The 17,805-nt window shown below is 52.2% G+C and carries 13 protein-coding genes; 11 read left to right on the top strand and 2 right to left on the bottom strand.

From position 1 onward, the window contains the following. The first annotated feature begins 100 nt into the window (after positions 1–100). A complete protein-coding gene (locus tag J3P34_RS01115) occupies positions 101–1,912 on the top strand; it encodes an AMP-dependent synthetase/ligase (protein WP_345890321.1) in 1,812 nt (603 codons plus the stop codon). Between the two features lie 781 nt (positions 1,913–2,693). Here J3P34_RS01115 and J3P34_RS01110 read toward each other — a convergent pair. Further along, positions 2,694–3,470 carry an XRE family transcriptional regulator gene (locus J3P34_RS01110; RefSeq protein WP_210486061.1) on the bottom strand — a complete coding sequence of 259 codons (777 nt, stop codon included), beginning with the start codon at positions 3,468–3,470 and terminating at the stop codon, positions 2,694–2,696. 320 nt (positions 3,471–3,790) lie between these two features. Between J3P34_RS01110 and J3P34_RS01105 the strand changes: the two genes are divergently transcribed. The 9 genes from J3P34_RS01105 to J3P34_RS01065 all read left to right on the top strand — a co-directional run bounded on the left by J3P34_RS01105 (position 3,791) and on the right by J3P34_RS01065 (position 15,129). Then, positions 3,791–4,198, top strand: coding sequence for a YbjN domain-containing protein (locus J3P34_RS01105; RefSeq protein WP_210486060.1), 408 nt, complete (start codon positions 3,791–3,793; stop codon positions 4,196–4,198). 1 nt (position 4,199) lies between these two features. Beyond that, positions 4,200–4,781 (top strand): hypothetical protein, encoded by a 582-nt coding sequence (locus tag J3P34_RS01100; protein ID WP_210486059.1) that lies wholly within the window; start codon positions 4,200–4,202, stop codon positions 4,779–4,781. Positions 4,782–4,972: 191 nt separating this feature from the next. Next, positions 4,973–5,167 (top strand): hypothetical protein, encoded by a 195-nt coding sequence (locus J3P34_RS01095; protein WP_210486058.1) that lies wholly within the window; start codon positions 4,973–4,975, stop codon positions 5,165–5,167. A gap of 96 nt (positions 5,168–5,263) precedes the next feature. Beyond that, positions 5,264–5,884 carry an OB-fold-containig protein gene (locus J3P34_RS01090; RefSeq protein WP_210486057.1) on the top strand — a complete coding sequence of 207 codons (621 nt, stop codon included), beginning with the start codon at positions 5,264–5,266 and terminating at the stop codon, positions 5,882–5,884. An 18-nt stretch (positions 5,885–5,902) separates the two neighbouring features. Next, positions 5,903–8,074 (top strand): flotillin family protein, encoded by a 2,172-nt coding sequence (locus J3P34_RS01085; RefSeq protein ID WP_210486056.1) that lies wholly within the window; start codon positions 5,903–5,905, stop codon positions 8,072–8,074. A gap of 284 nt (positions 8,075–8,358) precedes the next feature. Further along, complete coding sequence (locus tag J3P34_RS01080) at positions 8,359–9,027, top strand: hypothetical protein (protein WP_210465864.1); 669 nt, start codon at positions 8,359–8,361, stop codon at positions 9,025–9,027. A gap of 86 nt (positions 9,028–9,113) precedes the next feature. Then, a complete protein-coding gene (locus J3P34_RS01075; protein WP_210486055.1) occupies positions 9,114–9,500 on the top strand; it encodes a hypothetical protein in 387 nt (128 codons plus the stop codon). Between the two features lie 209 nt (positions 9,501–9,709). Then, a complete protein-coding gene (locus J3P34_RS01070) occupies positions 9,710–14,701 on the top strand; it encodes a DNA repair ATPase (RefSeq protein ID WP_210486054.1) in 4,992 nt (1,663 codons plus the stop codon). Between the two features lie 53 nt (positions 14,702–14,754). Beyond that, positions 14,755–15,129: a hypothetical protein gene (locus tag J3P34_RS01065; RefSeq protein WP_210486053.1), complete on the top strand. Its 375-nt coding sequence runs from the start codon at positions 14,755–14,757 to the stop codon at positions 15,127–15,129. 186 nt (positions 15,130–15,315) lie between these two features. Here the strand turns inward: J3P34_RS01065 and J3P34_RS01060 are convergent, their stop codons facing one another. Continuing rightward, positions 15,316–15,852, bottom strand: coding sequence for an REP-associated tyrosine transposase (locus J3P34_RS01060; RefSeq protein ID WP_210486052.1), 537 nt, complete (start codon positions 15,850–15,852; stop codon positions 15,316–15,318). 349 nt (positions 15,853–16,201) lie between these two features. On the opposite strand from J3P34_RS01060, the gene J3P34_RS01055 reads away from it, so the two are divergent. Next, entirely contained in the window at positions 16,202–17,704 is a 1,503-nt protein-coding gene (locus J3P34_RS01055; protein ID WP_210486051.1) for a peptide MFS transporter, read from the top strand. The last annotated feature ends 101 nt before the right edge of the window (positions 17,705–17,805 follow it).

Genomic DNA, 17,805 nt, shown 5'->3' with positions numbered 1-17,805 from the left:
TGCTTTCTTCTTTAAGCCGTAAAATACGAGTACTTTTAGCCCGTAAAAATGGGCGATAAAGCTCCTGTGCCCTTTTTAACCTAAATTATCCCTGGAACCCGTGCTGACTCCGAAGAAAGGCTCACCAGAAGAGCCAACCAGATTATTTGATTGCCTGGCGTACCAACTCAAAAACATGCCCCTGGTAGACATGCTCAGCGCCAAAGAGCATGGTGCCTGGTGCAAGTACTCCACCCAGGAAGTGGTAGATACCGTGAACCAATTAAGCGTGGGGCTCTTGGCGCAGGGAATATCTTCCGGAGACGGCACCGCCGAAGGTCGGGACAAGATCGCCATCATCAGTGCCAACCGGCCCGAGTGGATTCTGGTGGATTTGGCTATTCAGCAAATCGGGGCTATCTCCGTGCCCATTTACCCCACCATCAATGATGAGGAGCTGAAATTCGTCTTGCAAGATGCCGCCGTGAAAATGGTGTTTGTGGGCGAAAAAAGCCTTTATAAAAAGGTGCAAAACGTGAAGGGAGATTTGCCGGCGCTGCAGAAGGTGTACACGTTCAGCCCCGTGACGGAAGCCATGCATTGGAAGGAACTCCTTTTTGAGGTTTCTCGTGATCTGGAGCAGCAACTAACCCAAAGTAAAGAAAGCATCCGGCCAGAAGATTTGGCCACCATCCTCTATACCTCGGGTACCACCGGTACGCCCAAAGGTGTCATGCTCTCGCACCGGAACATCCTGAGCAACATGTTTAACAGTACCGAGGTGATAGACGAAGTGGGCGTGCGCGGGAAACGAGCCATCAGCTTCCTGCCCCTGAACCACGCCTTTGAGCGCATGGCCACCTACTGCTACATCTACGCCAGCGTTTCTATCTATTATGCAGAGAGCATGGAGTCTATTGCCGAAAACCTGCGAGAGGTAAAACCCACCATTTTTACTACTGTGCCCCGCCTGCTGGAAAAAGTGTACGAGACCATCATGCGGAAAGGAAGCGAACTCACCGGAGTGAAGAAATCTTTATTTGACTGGGCCCTTCGTTTGGCTGAGCGATTTGAAATCAATACGCCTCTTTCCATCACTTACAGAATGCAACTAGCCATAGCCAACAAGCTGGTGTTCAGTAAATGGCGCGAGGCGATGGGTGGCGAGGTGAAATCCATCATCACCGGGGCGGCAGCTTGCCAGGTGCGGTTGCTTAAAGTCTTTACTGCCGCAGAAATTGTGATTCAGGAAGGCTACGGTCTGACTGAGGCATCGCCCATCATCAGCGGGAACCGGTATCCAGAGGAGAACCGCATGTTTGGCACCGTGGGCCCGCTACTAAGGGATGTGGAGGTGAAGATTGCCGACGACGGTGAGATTCTCTGTAAAGGCCCCAACATCATGATGGGCTACTACAAGCGCCCCGACCTCACCGCCGAGGTACTGAGAGACGGCTGGCTCCACACCGGGGACATAGGCACCCTGGTTAACGGCAAATTCCTCAAGATCACTGATCGCAAGAAAGAGCTTTTCAAGACCAGCGGAGGCAAGTACGTAGCGCCGCAGCCCATTGAAAACAAAATGGTGGAAAGCCCCTGGATTGAGCAGATCATGGTGGTGGGCGAGTCGCAGAAATTTGTGGGCGCCCTGATTGTGCCTGCTTTCAAGGCGCTGCAGGAATGGTACGCAAGCCAGGGCCTCCCATACCCCGGAAACCTGGCCGCCGTCGCCGATAAACGCGTGCGCGCCCTTATCTTCGAGGCTGTGAAGAAATACAACCACTACTTCAATCCTGTGGAGCAACTCAAAAAGTTTGCCCTCCTGCCCCAGGAATGGACCGTTGCCGGCGGTGAGCTCACGCCCACTCTCAAACTGAAGCGCAAGGTCCTGTTTGAGAAATACCAGAACTTCATTCAGGAAATCTACACCTAGATTTATCTATTATAGATAATATAGAAAGTCGGCTTCTGTTTAGACAGAAGCCGACTTTTGTTTTGTATAGTGACCAGCTTTGGGAAGCTCACGCATTCCGTCCCCCTTTGAAGGGGGTAGGGGATGACTTTTTACATCTCTCTGGTTCAAGTTTCCAACTTGGACCCACAATGGGCTGAAGTTTTCAACTTCAGTGGGGCGATAGCCCCAAACTTTGCCATAGTGGCAATGACGCCCAGGCAAGTTCATGCCTTTGATGAAGACTAAGGTTCTGTCCCTTAAAGGCCTAAAATGGTCATCCGCGCTAATTGAAGCGTTTTTTGTAGAGGTAATCCCTTGTGGTTGCCCTTGCGCCTGCCACCGATATACGTGTTGTTGGTGATAACACCAACAACGGCAGCAGTCAAGATTCCCCTCCTGGGAGGGGTAGGGGTGGGTTCCTTCAGGCATGAGCTTAGGACTACAGAATCAGCAAAGCTGGTTTGAGGCTCTCGCCTCACTGAAGTTGAAAACTTCAGTCCATAATGGGTCCAAGTTGCAAACTTGAACCAGGGAAATGCTTGAACCAGTGAAAGGTAAGAAGTAACCAGTCCTAATTTCAAAAGGAGACATTTGCAGTTTGACACCGCCTCCATTTTGAGCTGATATTTTTTTTAACTACGTTTTTCCTAAGACAGCCTTAAATCAGAAATTAACTATTCAATTACCAAGCATACCTTACTTAACCCTTAACCTATTCACTCAATCTCTCATCCACTAATTCTCTCATTCACTTCCTCACTCACTCACCCGTCAGTTTCCTGACCAAGGCCTCCAAACGGGTAAGCCTTTCCTCCAGCGAGGACGGTGATTTGAGATAGGTGCTGTACACGCCATCTACGTGCCAAAGCTCGGTTACCTCTGCTATGGGAAGGGAGAGATGGTCATAGTCGGGGTTGTCTGCTTTGAGCAGGAGGGCGCCGTCCTCGGTGAGGCCTCGGTAGCGGCGGGCGACCAGCTTGTTCTGGGTGAGGACCACGTAGACTTCGTTGGGTTTGAGCTGGGAAGCATCTACGGCGACCGCCGAGCAGTACAAGATGTCCCCGTGGCGCAGGCCGTGCTGCTGGTACTGCATCTCAGAGCCGGTATGCTCAAAGGCCCGGTGCAGGATCTGCGCTTCGCCGGGCAAGATGAGGGACGGAAGCCCATCTATAAACTGCTTTTCCTGCCGATGGGTGAAATAGGCCGTTTGCTCCACGGCCATGACCAATGCTGTGTGGTAAGCCGGTGCCTCAGTAGCGTCTGCTACTTTTATGAGCAGGTGATCTGGGTGAAGATCCCGCTTGAAGATATCAAACCCATATAAATCATTGACGGTGAGTTCTTTGGTGATTAACAGGTCCAAGCTGATCCCAAAGTGCCTTGCAATCTGCACCAGCGTGTCAATCTTGGGTTCAGACCGGCCTTCTTCGTAGGCGCCCACGCTAGGGCGCGCCAGATCAAAGAGTTGCGCAAAGGCGGCTTGGCTCAAATTTTTGACCGTCCTGATTTTCTTGATGTTCTTCCCGATGCACGACATAAAAAATAATTTAAAAATAAACTTGCTACAATTTTGAGCGTATCTATTTTTTGTAGTATAATTGCCTTCGAAATCAGGACAAGATAAGGACTTATTTTCAATGTTGCTACAATTAAGAGCAAAAATAAGGGTGGTCTTTCCAGATTGGAAAAGAGAGGAAGAGAAAACAATCAGGAACAAAGGTCAGGATTATGAGCAATCCTAGGGCGGAGTAGGGAAGGACGGGCAGAAAGCTTTTCTTTGGGTAAATGGTGAAAAACGGGCTCAAAACGACTTTACGGCCTAAGCCAGAGAGCAGAGGTTACACATAAACTTAAAAGATGGAAAACAACTACTTCAAGAAAGTGAAAGAATACCTGGTGGAACTGGATTTCCACATCACCCACGAAGATCCCAGGGATTGCGTGTTGGTGGTGGAAAAGGAAAGTCTGGGCATCAAGAACTTGGTCATTGGCTGTACAGATCCGCTCCTGATCATGGAGCAGTACATCCTGGAACTACCCAAGGTAACGGTGGAGATCTGCCAGAGCCTGCTCCAGAAAAACCGCGACATCATCCACGGCGCCTTCGTGCTGGATGAATCCGGGCGGCGGCTCATTTTCCGGGATACCCTGCAGATGAGCAAACTGGACCTGCACGAAATAGAGGCCTCCTTGAATTCGCTGGCCCTACTGCTGAGTGAATACGGGGAGCAACTGATCCAATTCTCTAAAAACCAATCTCGCTGATATGACCATTTTGCAACACATTTTCAATATAGGCACTTCTGAGGCGCACCCCTCGGTGGAGGAGCTCAAGGAGCCCATCCAGAAAGCGGAGCAAGCCATCAGGGACATGCGGCTGGAGCTGGAGAAGAACGTTCGCGCCCTGGAAACCCTCGGGAAAGAGGAAACCAACGCTGGTTCAATTTCAGAAGGGCCGGATAGCGGGAAACCAAGCCACACCCGGGCAGAGCTGGAGCAGAACAATAAAGCACTGAAAACCAACCTCCGGAAAAATGAGATGCAGCTGCGCGTGCTCAAGTCAAGGGTGACGGTGAGCAGTGCCACTAAAACCATTAACCGGCAGATGGCCCAGCTCAACTCCCCCGGCTCGCTCACGCTGCTGGAAAACCTGCGGAGGGAAGGAACTGCTGGCCAATCTCAGACGCAGGGCTCAGGTGAAAATGGATCCGAGACCAAGGACCAGACCGGTGCGCCAGAGAAACCGCAGGATGCCTCCACCGCCCAGGCCTTTACCCAAAAGGCAGATGCTTTGAATGAGAAACTAGGCCTCGCGCCTTCTACAGACGCGCACACCATCCAACCCTAGATAACAGCCGTTTCGGGGCTGTTTTCCAGAAATCAGGCCCGAAGCAGAATTTACTTCCTGCCCGCCTCTCCTACATCAAAGGAACCTTAGCACCCTTGTTCGTTTACGTCCCGGTTTTCCAAAATCGGGCGCTGAACGCAGCCGCTTACCAGACTCAGGATTTAGAACGCTAGACTCAGCACTTAAATAAAATGGGACAATTAGGATTTATCTTTTGCGCCGCCGTGAGTTTCTGGCTGGTGAAAGATGGGGTGGAAGAGGTGGGCCAGTTCGCCCAGGCCGCGGCACCTTTCCTGGCAGAAATCACCCCGTCCTGGCAGGAATTAAAGGCGATGGCCTGGCACGCGGTTAGCCTTGAATTATTGCCATCGGGCTCCCTCTTCTAAGAAGAGGGCTTTGGAATTGAAAAATTTCTTTCCCAGACTAGACTTATTCGTCGCGATAAACCTAGAATTTGTACTTTTAGAAAAGCGTCATCCTCTATGCAAGAACTTCTGCAAGCCTCCTTTTCCTATGCCAACGTGTTTGCCTCGGGGTTGCTCATTTTTGTGCTCCTCTACTGGCTCACGGTGCTGGTGGGCGTGCTGGACCTGAGTTCCCTGGACCTTGACCTGGATGCTGATTTGGGCGGGGATGCCTCGCTGGACGGACTGGAGGGCGTGCTCGTGTTCTTCCACCTGGGGCGGGTGCCGCTCATGATTTTCCTGTCTTTTTTTGCGCTGCCGTTCTGGGCGGTTTCGGTGGGCGTGAACTATGCGCTGGGAACGGCCTCCAGTTGGGTGGGCCTGCTGCTCATGCTGCCCCTCATGGTTTTCTGCCTGTTCGTGGCCAAGTTCCTGACCTATCCGTTCGTGAAATTGTTCCAGGCCATGATAAAGGAAGAAGCGCCGAATGCTGCTTTGATAGGGCAGGTGTGTACGGTGCTGCTGCCCGCCAACAACGCCCAGATTGGGCAGGCCGCCGTGAAAACCAAAGGCTCGCCGGTGCTCCTGAACGTGAAAACCTCGCAGGAAAGCCTCATTCTCAAGGGTGACACCGCCGTGGTCATTGACTACCTGCCAGAAACCAACCTTTATTTAATAGAACCTTACCAAACCCTTTAACTTTTTATTCTACATTCTATGTTTCAATCCCTTACTCTCGCAACCACCATCATGCTGGCGGTCATTGTCTTTGGGGTGCTGCTGGTCATCATCAAGATGTACCGCAAGGCCATCCAAGGCGAGGCCATGGTACGCACCGGCATGGGCGACACCAAAGTCTCCTTCTCCGGCATCTTCGTGGTGCCCATCATCCACAAGCTGGAGGTCATGGACATCACCCTCAAGACCATTGTCATCTCCCGCACCGGGGCCGAGGGATTGATCTGTAAAGACAACCTGCGCGCCGATATCAAGGTGAATTTCTTTCTGCGGGTAAATAAAACCCAGGAAGACGTGGTGCAGGTGGCGCAGTCCATCGGGTGTAAGCGGGCCTCAGATCCGGGTGCGTTGGAGAGCCTTTTCGATGCCAAATTCTCAGAGGCGCTCAAAACCGTAGGCAAGCACTTTGATTTCGTGGAATTGTACCAGAGCCGCGATGACTTCAAACGTCAGATTCTGCAGACCATCGGCACCGATCTGAACGGCTACATCCTGGACGACTGCGCCATTGACTACCTGGAGCAGACGCCGCTGAGCAACCTGAACGAGAACAACATCCTGGACGCCGAGGGGATCAAGAAGATCATCGACCTGACCGCCCGTCAGAAAGTGCAGGCCAACCTCATTGAGCGCGAGCGCGAGAAAACCATCAAGAAGCAGAACGTAGAGGCGCAGGAAACCATTCTGGAACTGGAAAAACAACTGGCTGAGAACCAGGAGAAACAGCGCCGGGAGATTGCCAGCATCAAAGCCAGGGAATCGGCGGAGATTGAGAAAGTAACCCAGGAGCAGCGCATGATTTCTGAGAGAGCCCGCATTGCCACCGATGAGGAAGTCATGATCTCTGAGCAGAACCGCGAGCGCCAGGTATTGGTGGCCGAGCGCAGCAAACAGCGCACCGATGCCGTGGAAACCGTGCGCGTAGAGCAAGCCAAAATGCTGGAAGAGAACGAAATGCAGCGCATTGTAGCCCTGGCCCAGATTGAGAAGGAGAAAGCCATTGAAGAGGAGCGCAAGAACATTCAGGGTATTATAAAAGAGCGCATTGCTGTGGAGAAAGCGGTGGTGCAGGAAGAAGAGAAAATCAAGGACACCAAAGCCCTGGCCGAGGCCGAGCGTCTGAAGCAGGTGGCCGTTACCAAGGCTCAGCAGCAGAACGACGAGGCTACCATCACCCTGGTGGGTGCCGCCGAAATGGAAAGACAAGCCGCCGAGTTCCGGGCGAAACAAACCATCATTGACGCCGAAGCTGAGAAAGCCTCCGCCGATAACCGAGCCCAGGCCATTAAACTCCTGGCCGAAGCTGAAGCCAGCAAAGCCGCCGCCGTTGGTTTAGCTGAAGCCAAGGTAATGGAAGCCAAAGCCCAGGCCCGCACCAAGGAAGGCCAGAGCGAAGCCACCGTGCTGGAGATGCAATCCGTGGCCGAAGCCAAAGCCATTCAGGCCAAAGCCGAAGCCCAGGCCCAGGCGAATGAGACATTAGGCGTGGTCGCCGCCAAAGTAGCCAAGGAGCAAGGCCTGGCCCAGGCCGCCGTGATTCAGGTGACCGCCGAGGCCGAGCAGCAGAAAGGCCTGGCGGAGGCCCGCGTGAACGAAGAGAAATTCACCGTGGACGCTAAAGGCATAGAAGCCAAAGCCGAGGCCATGAAGAAACTGGACGGCGTGGGCAAAGAGCACGAAGAGTTCAAACTGCGCCTGGAGAAAGACAAAGCCATAGAACTGGCCAGCATTGACATCCAGAAAGACATCGCTGCTTCTCAGGCCTCTGTGATTGCCGAAGCTCTGAAAGCCGCGAAGATCGACATTGTGGGCGGGGAAACCATGTTCTTCGACCAGATCATCGGGTCCATCACCAAAGGCAAGCAGGTAGACCGTTTGGTCACCAACAGCGAGGTGCTGGGTACCGTGAAGGACGCGTTTTTCCAGAAAGACGGCAACGGCCACATCGACTTCAAAGCCAACCTGCAGCGGTTCATCACCCAGTTCGGGATGAACACCGATGATGTGCGCAACCTGAGCGTTTCGGCGCTGCTTTTGAAAATGATGCAGCAAAAGACCTTGGACGAAGCCACCACTAACACCCTGAAGGAACTGACCTCCACGGCCTCGGCGCTGGGCCTGGGTGATAAGCCAGTGTATACCCTGAACTAACCCCCCGGAATTCCCCGCTCCTGAACACCAGGAGAGGGGACCCGGAAAGGGAACATACCGGCTGAAAAGACACTTGGAAATGGCCGCAAATAGGCTGTTGTTTTAAGGCTTATTTTCTGAAAAGAGGCTGAAGATGAGGAAGAAGGCCCTTTTTTGACCTGGTTCTATACTGGAACGCTACCTTGCTCGTTTGCCCAAACTCTTTGTCATTAACTTTCTCCCTTGGCTAGAAATCAGTAATTTTAGTTCCACAGGTAAAATTATTGACATTAAATTATCCCCGTATGAAAGCTATATCCCTTTCTCTGTTCCTAGGTGTTTTGGTGGTAACCTCGGGCCAAGCCCAAACGGCAGCCCCGGCTCAAAACAGAGCAACCTACAACCTGCAGCAGCAGTTCAGCTCGTTGAAATTTCGCTCTTCCACTGAGATGAAGTATAACCAACCGCACAAGGTGGTGAAACAGGCTAGTTTGGATGCTTTCTTCAAAAACGTGCAGGATACGCTCAGAGCGCGGCAACAGAGCATCAAGAACGCCGGCAAGGAAACGGCCGTAGCCCTGGCCAAAACCCAAAAAGAACTCGCCGACCAGAAAGCCCAGGTGCAGGCCCTGCAGGAAGTGAACGCCCAAAAGGAAAAGCAGATCCAACAGGGCGCGCATGACGTGGCCAGCCTGACGGTGCTGGGTATTGACATGGATAAACAGGTATACGTATGGCTCAGCCTGGCTATTATCGCGGTCCTGGGCATTATAGCTGCCATCTTTGCCTCCATGTACAAGAACAGCAACCGGGTGACCGAGGAGAAAATCAGGGCTTACGACGAACTCACCGAGGAATTCAAAGCCCACAAGCAGCTGGCCCGCGAAAAAGAAATCAAACTTAAGCGCGAACAGCAATCAGAAGCCAACAAAGTAGAAGAACTGAAACAGCAACTCGCCCAGCTTAGACACTAAGAGCAGGAGAGGTGGTTTTGCGGGTTTAAATTCTTCTTTGAAGGGGATGCTTAAACAAGAGAATTGACATTTGCTGATAAATGTTGATGCACGAAAGACTGAAAGTATTCATTAAATACGGTGCGCTTTGTTTCGCCGCGAGCTTTCTGCTGCTATATGTCATCCCCTTGGCAATGCTTTTAGTGCCACTTGCCTTTAACCTGATTCTCTGGATTAGGCTAAGGGAACAGGAAACCAAAAAGCAATACCTACATCTAGCTATAGGGACCGGGATTTTTACAACGGCTGTCTTTTTTATCCAGCTGCTGTACAGGGAGCAAGGAGGATGGGCTTGCACGCAGAGAATTTCTGATCTCCAGGCTAATGCAAGCTATGCGTCTACTATGATTCTTTTCTCTCTGCTGAGTTGGGGTTATGGTACCTCTTTTATAGAAAAGAAGAAGCAACTTTATAGTACCAATCCAAAGAATTAATGCTCTTCTTTGTTTCTTAGAAGAAAGAAAAATAAGAACGATTCTACAAAATTAGATTCAATATTAATCAGCAATAAGCGGCAGACCTCGTAGCGTCCGAAGGACCTGCGAGCGTCTTTACCAACCACGTTTCAGGCCTGTTTTTCCAAAAATTAGCCTGAAACATAATACTCCCTTGCCCACATCATTCTGCCTCAGCTTAAACCATCATGGCCCAAGAACCTGTCATCTCCAACCCTCCGGCTTTACAATCTGTCCAACTGGAAGGCGGCACCTATGAAATCCTCCGCAACCGCCTGAGCAAAAGCGGAGGCGAACTGCGCGGACTGCTGGACCAATTAAATCAGGAGCGGAAGGAGGTCTTCGGGGCGATTGAGACGAAGCTGTTGGCCACCGAGCGGGTAACTACCGAGCACAACTGCGTGCCCTGGGACATGGTGCCGGTGGGCGATCTGATGCTTTTTGGGTATAATGTGCATTTGGGGCTCAAAACGGAAGTGGCGCTGAGCGATGTGTTCAGCGTCTATGCGTACCAGAACCACACTTTTCAGCAACAGGGGCTGGAGCTGATCAACTACGGGGAGTTCCGGGACGAGTTCCAGAAGCTGTACAAGTATTACAAGAACACGCAGTTTGTGAAGTTTGCAGTGCAGGGCGTTCACCTGTTCATGGTGTTCCGCATCGGCAAGGGCGTGAATGACATCAAAACTTTCAAGTGGGCCAGACAAGGCGCAACGCTCACCTACCTGGACAACCGCTCCGACCACGAATACACCTTCCCCAACCAGCACGATTTTGCCTGGAAACGGGTCACCCGCGAGGCGCACCGCAAAGGCAAGCACCCACACATCTCCATTGAGGAAAAAGTGTTCGTGGAGACCATTGGCGGGGATCTGACCATCAAAGTGGAAGACAACACCGAGACCGGGCAGGGCGTCTATTCTGAGCCGGTGGAGGATAAAGACCAGACGCTGGATGATTCGGAACTGTACTACGCCTTTATCGGCAACCTGATTCTACTCAAAATCCGGCCGTACCGCGAGAACAGCTACCGCTACATCGTCTATAACGCCAAACTAAAGGAGGCGCGCCGCATTGACGCCATCCAGGATTGTTGCGTGTTCCTCCCTGAGAACCAGGGCATCATCTACGCCTACGGATATTACCTGCAGACTGGTGAGTTCAAGAGTTTTGACAACAGTTTGCAGGACATGCTGTTTGAGAAGCGCATCGCCTCGCCCAACGGCGAGGATTTCCTGTACGTCTTCTACAACAAGCAAAGTGGCGTGTACCTGCTGCTAAGCTACAACCTCATTACCCAGAGAATCGAGAACCCCATCATCTGCCACGGCTACGCCATCTACGAGAACGGCGAGCTGTGCTATTTTAAAGCCGAAGAGGAGCCCAAGAAGCACCATGCCATCCACATCTGGCAGACGCCCTACATCGGGAGCAACTTCATCCTTCCCGTTACCAAAGAAAGTTACCTCTACAAGATAGGGAACAAGGAGATTGTGCAGGCCATGGCCGAGTGTACGGAGATTCTTACGCTGGTCAACAAAGAGGATTCGTACGACAACCTCTACCTAGACCTCATCAAGCTTACAACCGATTTGCTGGACTCCTACCATTGGCTGGATAAAAAGGAGACGTTTGAACTGGCGCAGCCCCTCGCGGCCATCCGCCAGACGGCCACCGCGGCGGTAGAAGAATTTGAGAAGGTCATCAGCATCAGAAAAAGCACGCAGGCGCAGGTAGAACAGGTGCTCGGCACCGCCGATACCTTGCTTACGCAGCTGAAACTCCAGAGCAACGGGCACATCAACGACTTCGTTAAATCGCTGGCCGATTTGCGGTCGGTGCGCGGTGAGGTAATTTCCTTAAAAGAACTGCGCTACGCGGATGTTACCCGCATTGAAACGTACGAGACGCAACTGCAAAGCTTCAGCCAAGACTTGGCGAATCAAACGGTGGACTTCCTGCTGAAGCCCGATGCCCTGGTACCCTATGAACAACGCGTGGCCCAAATCACGACGGGCATAGATAAGATTGGCAAAGTAGTGGAGGCCGATGCTACCGAGAAGGAAATCTCGGGCGTGAGTGCGGAGCTGGAGATGCTGATTGAGATTGTGAGCAACCTCAAGATCGAGGATGCCACCCAGACCACGCGCATCGTTGACGCCATTTCTACTATTTACGCCTCGTTCAACAAGACCAAGGCTGCCCTCAAACGCAAGCGGCAGGAGCTGTTGAGCGCCGAGGGTCAGGCCGAGTTCAACGCCCAGATCAAGCTCATCAGCCAGAGCGTCATCAACTTTCTGGACGTCTGCGACACACCCCAGAAATGCGAAGAGTACCTCACCAAGCTCATGGTGCAGCTGGAGGAACTGGAAGGCCGCTTCTCGGAGTTTGACGCTTTTCTGGAAATAATAGCCGATAAACGCGAGGAGATTTATTCTGCCTTCGAGAGCAAGAAAGTAGCCCTGCAGGAAGCCCGGAACAAACGCGCCACCACCCTGCAACAAGCCGCCGACCGCATCCTGAAAGCCGTACAAAGTCGCCTGAGCAAGCTGGGCACCGTGGCCGAAATCAACGGTTACTTCGCCTCAGATTTGATGATGGAGAAGGTGCGCACCACCGTGGACGAACTCCTGGCGATGGGCGATACCGTGAAAGCCGATGCCATCCAGAGCCGCCTGAAAACACTGCGCGAAGATGCCGTGCGCCAACTCAAAGACAAAAGCGAGCTGTTCGTGGACGGGCAGAACGTGCTCAGGTTCGGATCGCACCACTTCACCGTGAACACCCAGCCGCTGGAACTCAGCATCGTGCACCGCGAGGACACCATGTACTACCATCTCACCGGCACCAGCTTCTTTGAGAAAATCACCGATGAACGTTTCCTGAGCTTCCGCCCCATGTGGGAGCAGTCGCTGATTTCAGAGAACAACCAGGTATACCGCGCCGAGTACCTGGCTTTCCAAATCCTGCAAGCCGCCCAAAGCACAAAGCATTCTTCTGCCACAGCCGAGGCACAAGAAGGAAGCTTACAACTCCTGACGTTGGACCAACTGCACCAACTTTCACAGCAGGAGCTAGTTGAGTACGTGCAGAAATTCATGGCCGTGCGTTTCAACGAGGGCTACCTCAAAGGCGTGCACGACCATGACGCGGCGCTGATTCTGAGCTCCCTGGTGCGCCTGATCAAGACCGCAGATCTGCTCCGCTACACTGCCGTGGACCGTGTCGCTGCCCGTTGTTTCTGGGCTATTTTCGCAAAAGAAGACCAAAAACAACTGTTCCATCACCAACTCAAAGGCGTGGGTGCCATACTGCAGGTCTTCCCCGAGACGCACCAGTTTGACAACCTCAAAGCCGATGTACAGCGCGAACTGCAGGCATTCCAGCAGGAGAGTGGTTTGTTCCCAGAGGCAAATGCCGAAGCGGCAGGCGAGTACCTGTTCTATGAATTAACCCGCGGTGACCAGTTCATCTCCAGCGCTCAGGCTGCTGAGTTGGTACAAAACTTCCACCAGTACCTCACGGATAAAAAAGCGTGGAGTATGTTTGAGGCATCGGTGCAGGCGCTGGATGAAAACAAAGTAGCGCAGTTGGAGCTATTGCAGCATTGGCTCAGGGCCTATTTGTCACAGACCAACTTAGCCCAGGATGCAGAGTACGTGCCTGAAGCCGCGTTGCTGCTACTGTTGCAGGAACTGAAGCCGAAGCAAATAGTACACGCGAACCTGCGCGAGACGCTGGCGGGGATGCAGGGCACGCACCCGCTGGTGCAGAATCAGCAGTATCCGCTGCACTTCCACGAATTCCAGCAGAAACTGCACAGCTATGAAACACAGGTAGTACAGCAGTTCAAACATTTCCACGAATTGAAGCACCAGATGACCGCCGCGTTTGAGGAGGAGTTGCGTTTGCAGGAATTCAAGCCGCGCGTGATGTCGTCGTTTGTGAGGAACAAGCTGATTGACCAGGTGTATCTACCGCTCATCGGGGCGAACCTGGCCAAGCAGATGGGCACCGCCGGCGAAACCAAGCGCACGGATTTGATGGGCATGTTGCTGTTGCTGTCGCCGCCGGGTTACGGCAAGACCACACTCATGGAGTACATCGCAAACCGGTTGGGCATCATCTTCATGAAGATCAACGGTCCGGCCATCGGGCATCAGGTCACGGCGCTGGACCCCACCGAGGCCCCCAACGCCGCTGCCAGCGAGGAGCTGGAGAAGCTGAACCTGTCCTTTGAGATGGGTGATAACGTGATGATTTACCTCGATGACATCCAGCACTGTAACCCTGAGTTTCTGCAGAAGTTCATCTCGCTTTGTGATGCCCAGCGCAAGATTGAGGGCGTATACAAAGGCCGAAGCCGTACTTATGATTTTCGGGGTAAGAAGGTCTGCGTGGTGATGGCGGGTAACCCGTACACCGAGACAGGCGAGAAATTCCGCATCCCCGACATGCTCGCCAACCGTGCCGATATCTACAACCTGGGCGACATCATCGGGGACACCGAAGACGTGTTCAAGCTGAGTTACCTGGAGAACTCTCTAACCTCTAACGCGGTGCTGGCCAAGCTAGCTGCTAAGAGCCAGAAAGACGTGTACGCCCTGGTGAAGCTCGCCGAGACCGGCAACAGCGAAGGCCTGGAACTGGAGGGCAACCACACCGCCGCCGAGATCAGCGAGTACGTGGCCGTCCTGAAAAAGCTCCTGCACGTGCGCGACGTCATCCTGAAGGTGAACCTGGAGTACATCCGCTCCGCCGCCCAAGCCGACGAGTACCGTACCGAGCCGCCGTTCAAACTGCAGGGCTCGTACCGCAACATGAATAAGCTCGCCGAAAAGGTGATGCCGATTATGAATGATGCTGAACTGCACACGCTCATCCTGTCGCACTACCAATCAGAGTCCCAAACCCTGACCACGGGTGCCGAGGCCAATATGCTCAAGTTCAAGCAGCTCATCGGCCTAGCTACCCCAAAAGAAACCCAGCGCTGGGAAGACATCAAAGCGACCTTCGTGCGGAACAACAAACTCAAAGGCTTCGGGGACGGTAATCAGGTAGGACAGGTGCTGGCCCAGATGGAAAACATCTCAGATGGTTTGGCCGGGATTAAGCAGGTGTTGGGAGAGTTGAAGCCGAAGAAGGTGTTGGTGCCGCCGACAAGTCCGCTGGCTAACTAAAATTACTGGATTGATTTTGTCTCAATGGAAACCTGGTGTGATAAAGCTTAGCTATGGATGAATTGAGATATGGTCTTCTGATAAAAACATTGTACCAAACGTTTACAGAGTACAGCATGTGGTTAGGAGAAACGAAAAAGATTTTAGAAGATAATGTAAGTGTCAACTTTAGCTTTTTCGTCTCTTATTCCGCTGAAAAATGGAGTATCGATGGATTTCAGGAAAAGCTTGCTTCTTTCCTTGAAAGAATGGATTCCTCAAGTGATGAAGATGTTAAATGGGTTACTAATGATTTTATGTTAGACTTTTACCTGTACTTCACTGAACATGAAATCATCTTGGATCCCTTTTTGAGCCTTTTGAATCAGAAGACGAGAGATAGACTACTTGGGAACTACAATTTTTGGAAAAAGGCCAATTCAGCTTAGAGCAAAGTCCACCTATTTTATGTAAGTAAAATTGGGGTTCTGCGCTCTCTAAAATTCTTCATTTCATCTTCTTGATTTGGGCTTTGTTGTGCGCAGCATTAGCTTTTGTTGTGCATAGAGTTAGCGCAGCGCTCTACGCACTGCCGGATAGCCAATCTCCTGATTGGCATTGTTAGCAATTCACAACTACTCAATCAGCACAACCGGTACCAGCCCCTGCGTGCCTGCATAATCGCGGGCACTGCTGTAAAGGTAATGTTCGGGTTCTTCCACCCAACCGTCTTCCACCGGGTTCTGATGTATATACTGAAGCTTCTGGTCTATAAAGTTATTGCTGAACAATTCCTCCGCATGATTATTTTGCTGCCAGAACTGGTAGCTGGTATTCCGGCTGTTACTTTTGGCGGCAAAGGCGAACTTATCCAGAAGCCATTCTCTTCTGCTCTCCGGGCCATTTTCAATTTCTCTAATGATTTGTTGGGCCGTATATTTCTTGAGGTCTCTGATGATATCTGACAGCTGTGTTTTTTCCGGTTCTTCGGCAGAAATGATAAGGTGCACATGGCTTGTCATGAGGCACCAGGCATGTACTTGCAATCCTTTGTTGGTGATGCAAAACCTTAAGCTTTCCACGAAAATTTCTTTGTACCTGGCCCTGATGAACACGTCTATCCAAAATACCACAGAGAAGGTGACGAAGTACATGCCTTCAGGATTTTTCATGTGATAGGGGCGGGGAGATAGGTTCATGTTGAGCGGATTGGGGTGGAATTGTTTACGTGAAACGCAGATTTAGGTGTAACGCCAATCGGGAGATTGGCTATCCGGGAAGTGCGTAGAGCGCTGTGCTAACTCTACGCACAACAACAACAACAACAACAACAACAACAATCTTGCTCCAAAGACCTCGTAGCGTCCGGAGGACCTGCGAGCGTCTGCGCTATAACCGTTTCAAGCCTCTTTCCTCAAAAACAGCCCTAAACAGCTATTCAAAAAGGCTGCTCTAAATCCCGCCGCAAACCATTAACTTGTCAGGTCAATAACTGAAACTATTTTCCGTTTATCACCTGATATGGATTTAACTGAACCGAGGATTCCGGAGGCGCCCGTGGCCCCAGCGGCGACGGGACACCCCAAGCAGCTCTACATGCTCTTCTTCACCGAGATGTGGGAGCGCTTCTCTTTCTATGGCATGAAGGCCCTGCTGCTGGCCTACATGATCTCTGAACTCAAGTTTGATGAACCCAAGGGCTACGCTATCCTGGGTTCTTATGCGGCGCTGGTGTATACCATGCCTATGTTCGGGGGTATGATGTCTGACCGGTTTTTGGGTGGGCGCAAGGCGGTGATGTACGGCGGTATTCTCATGTCCATCGGGCATTTGGTCTTGGCGCTGCCGGAGGACTGGAGCTTCTTCTATGGCATGGCTTTCATTATCTGCGGGAACGGGTTCTTCAAGCCCAATATCTCCAGCCTGGTGGGTACGCTGTACTCAGACAATGACCCGAGGAAAGACAGTGCGTTCTCTATTTTCTACATGGGTATCAACATAGGAGCGGCATTGGGCGGCTTGCTTTGCGGTTACGTGGGGCAGCAGATCAACTGGCATTACGGCTTCGGGTTGGCGGGGCTGTTCATGATTCTGGGGCTGGTGGTGTTCTCCATCGGGAAGAAGTCACTGGGCAACAATGGCCTGCCGCCGCATCCGGAGGATTTAAAAAAGCCGGTGTTCGCGGGTATCAGCAAGGAAGTGGTCATTTATGTGGCTACGCTGGCGGTGATTCCGGTGATTGTGGCGCTGTTCAACCGCTACGAGATCATGGACTTCATCATGTTCGGGCTGGGCACATTGTCCATCCTGTACATTCTGTTCATCGCGTTCAGAATGGAAGCGGCGGCGCGCTACAAGCTGTTCGCGGCGCTGGTGCTTATTGTGTTTTCGGCCTTGTTCTGGTCTTTCTATGAGCAGAACGCCGGGTCGCTGAACCTCTTTGCCATGCGCAACGTGGACATGCACGTCATGGGTGTTGAGCTGCCCGCGCTGGCGGTGAACAACTTCCTGCCGCCGGGCTGGGTAGTAGTGCTCAGCTTCTTCTTTGCCTGGCTCTGGCCCACGTTGAACCGTAAAGGCATTGAACCTAACACTCCCACCAAGTTCGGGTTGTCGTTTGTACTGGTGGGGCTGGGCTTTTACGTGTTCTACCTGGGCTGCGTCACCAGCCAGGGCAGCGGCCTTATTCCGCTGTTCACCTTCATTGCCGGTTACTTCTTCATCATTTGCGGTGAGATGTGTATCTCACCCATCGGCTTGTCTATGATCACCAAACTGTCGCCGGCCCGCATTGTGGCCATGATGATGGGGATCTGGTTTTTCGCAAGCGCGGTAGGGGAGTTCCTGGCCAGCAAGATTGGGGCGCTCATGAGCGTGCCGCAGAATGTGGTAGACAACCCGGTGCTTTCCTTGCCTTATTATGCCCAGATTCTGAACCAGATTGGGCTCTGGTCTTTGGGTATCGGGGTGGTGCTGATCCTGTTCAGCCGGGTTATCCGGAAGTGGATGGGCGATGTGCGCTAATTTCCTGAAAACGACCTGAAAACGGGAGTCGGAATTTTTTTTCGGCTCCCGTTCTTTTTTCTAACTTACCGCTACCTACCTCACCAAACCACGAACGAACT

Source organism: Rufibacter aurantiacus (assembly GCF_017916345.1).
Taxonomy (GTDB): Bacteria; Bacteroidota; Bacteroidia; order Cytophagales; family Hymenobacteraceae; genus Nibribacter; species Nibribacter roseolus.
The sequence above is the reverse complement of the archived record's forward strand: the minus strand, read 5'-3'. Positions and strand labels throughout refer to the sequence as shown.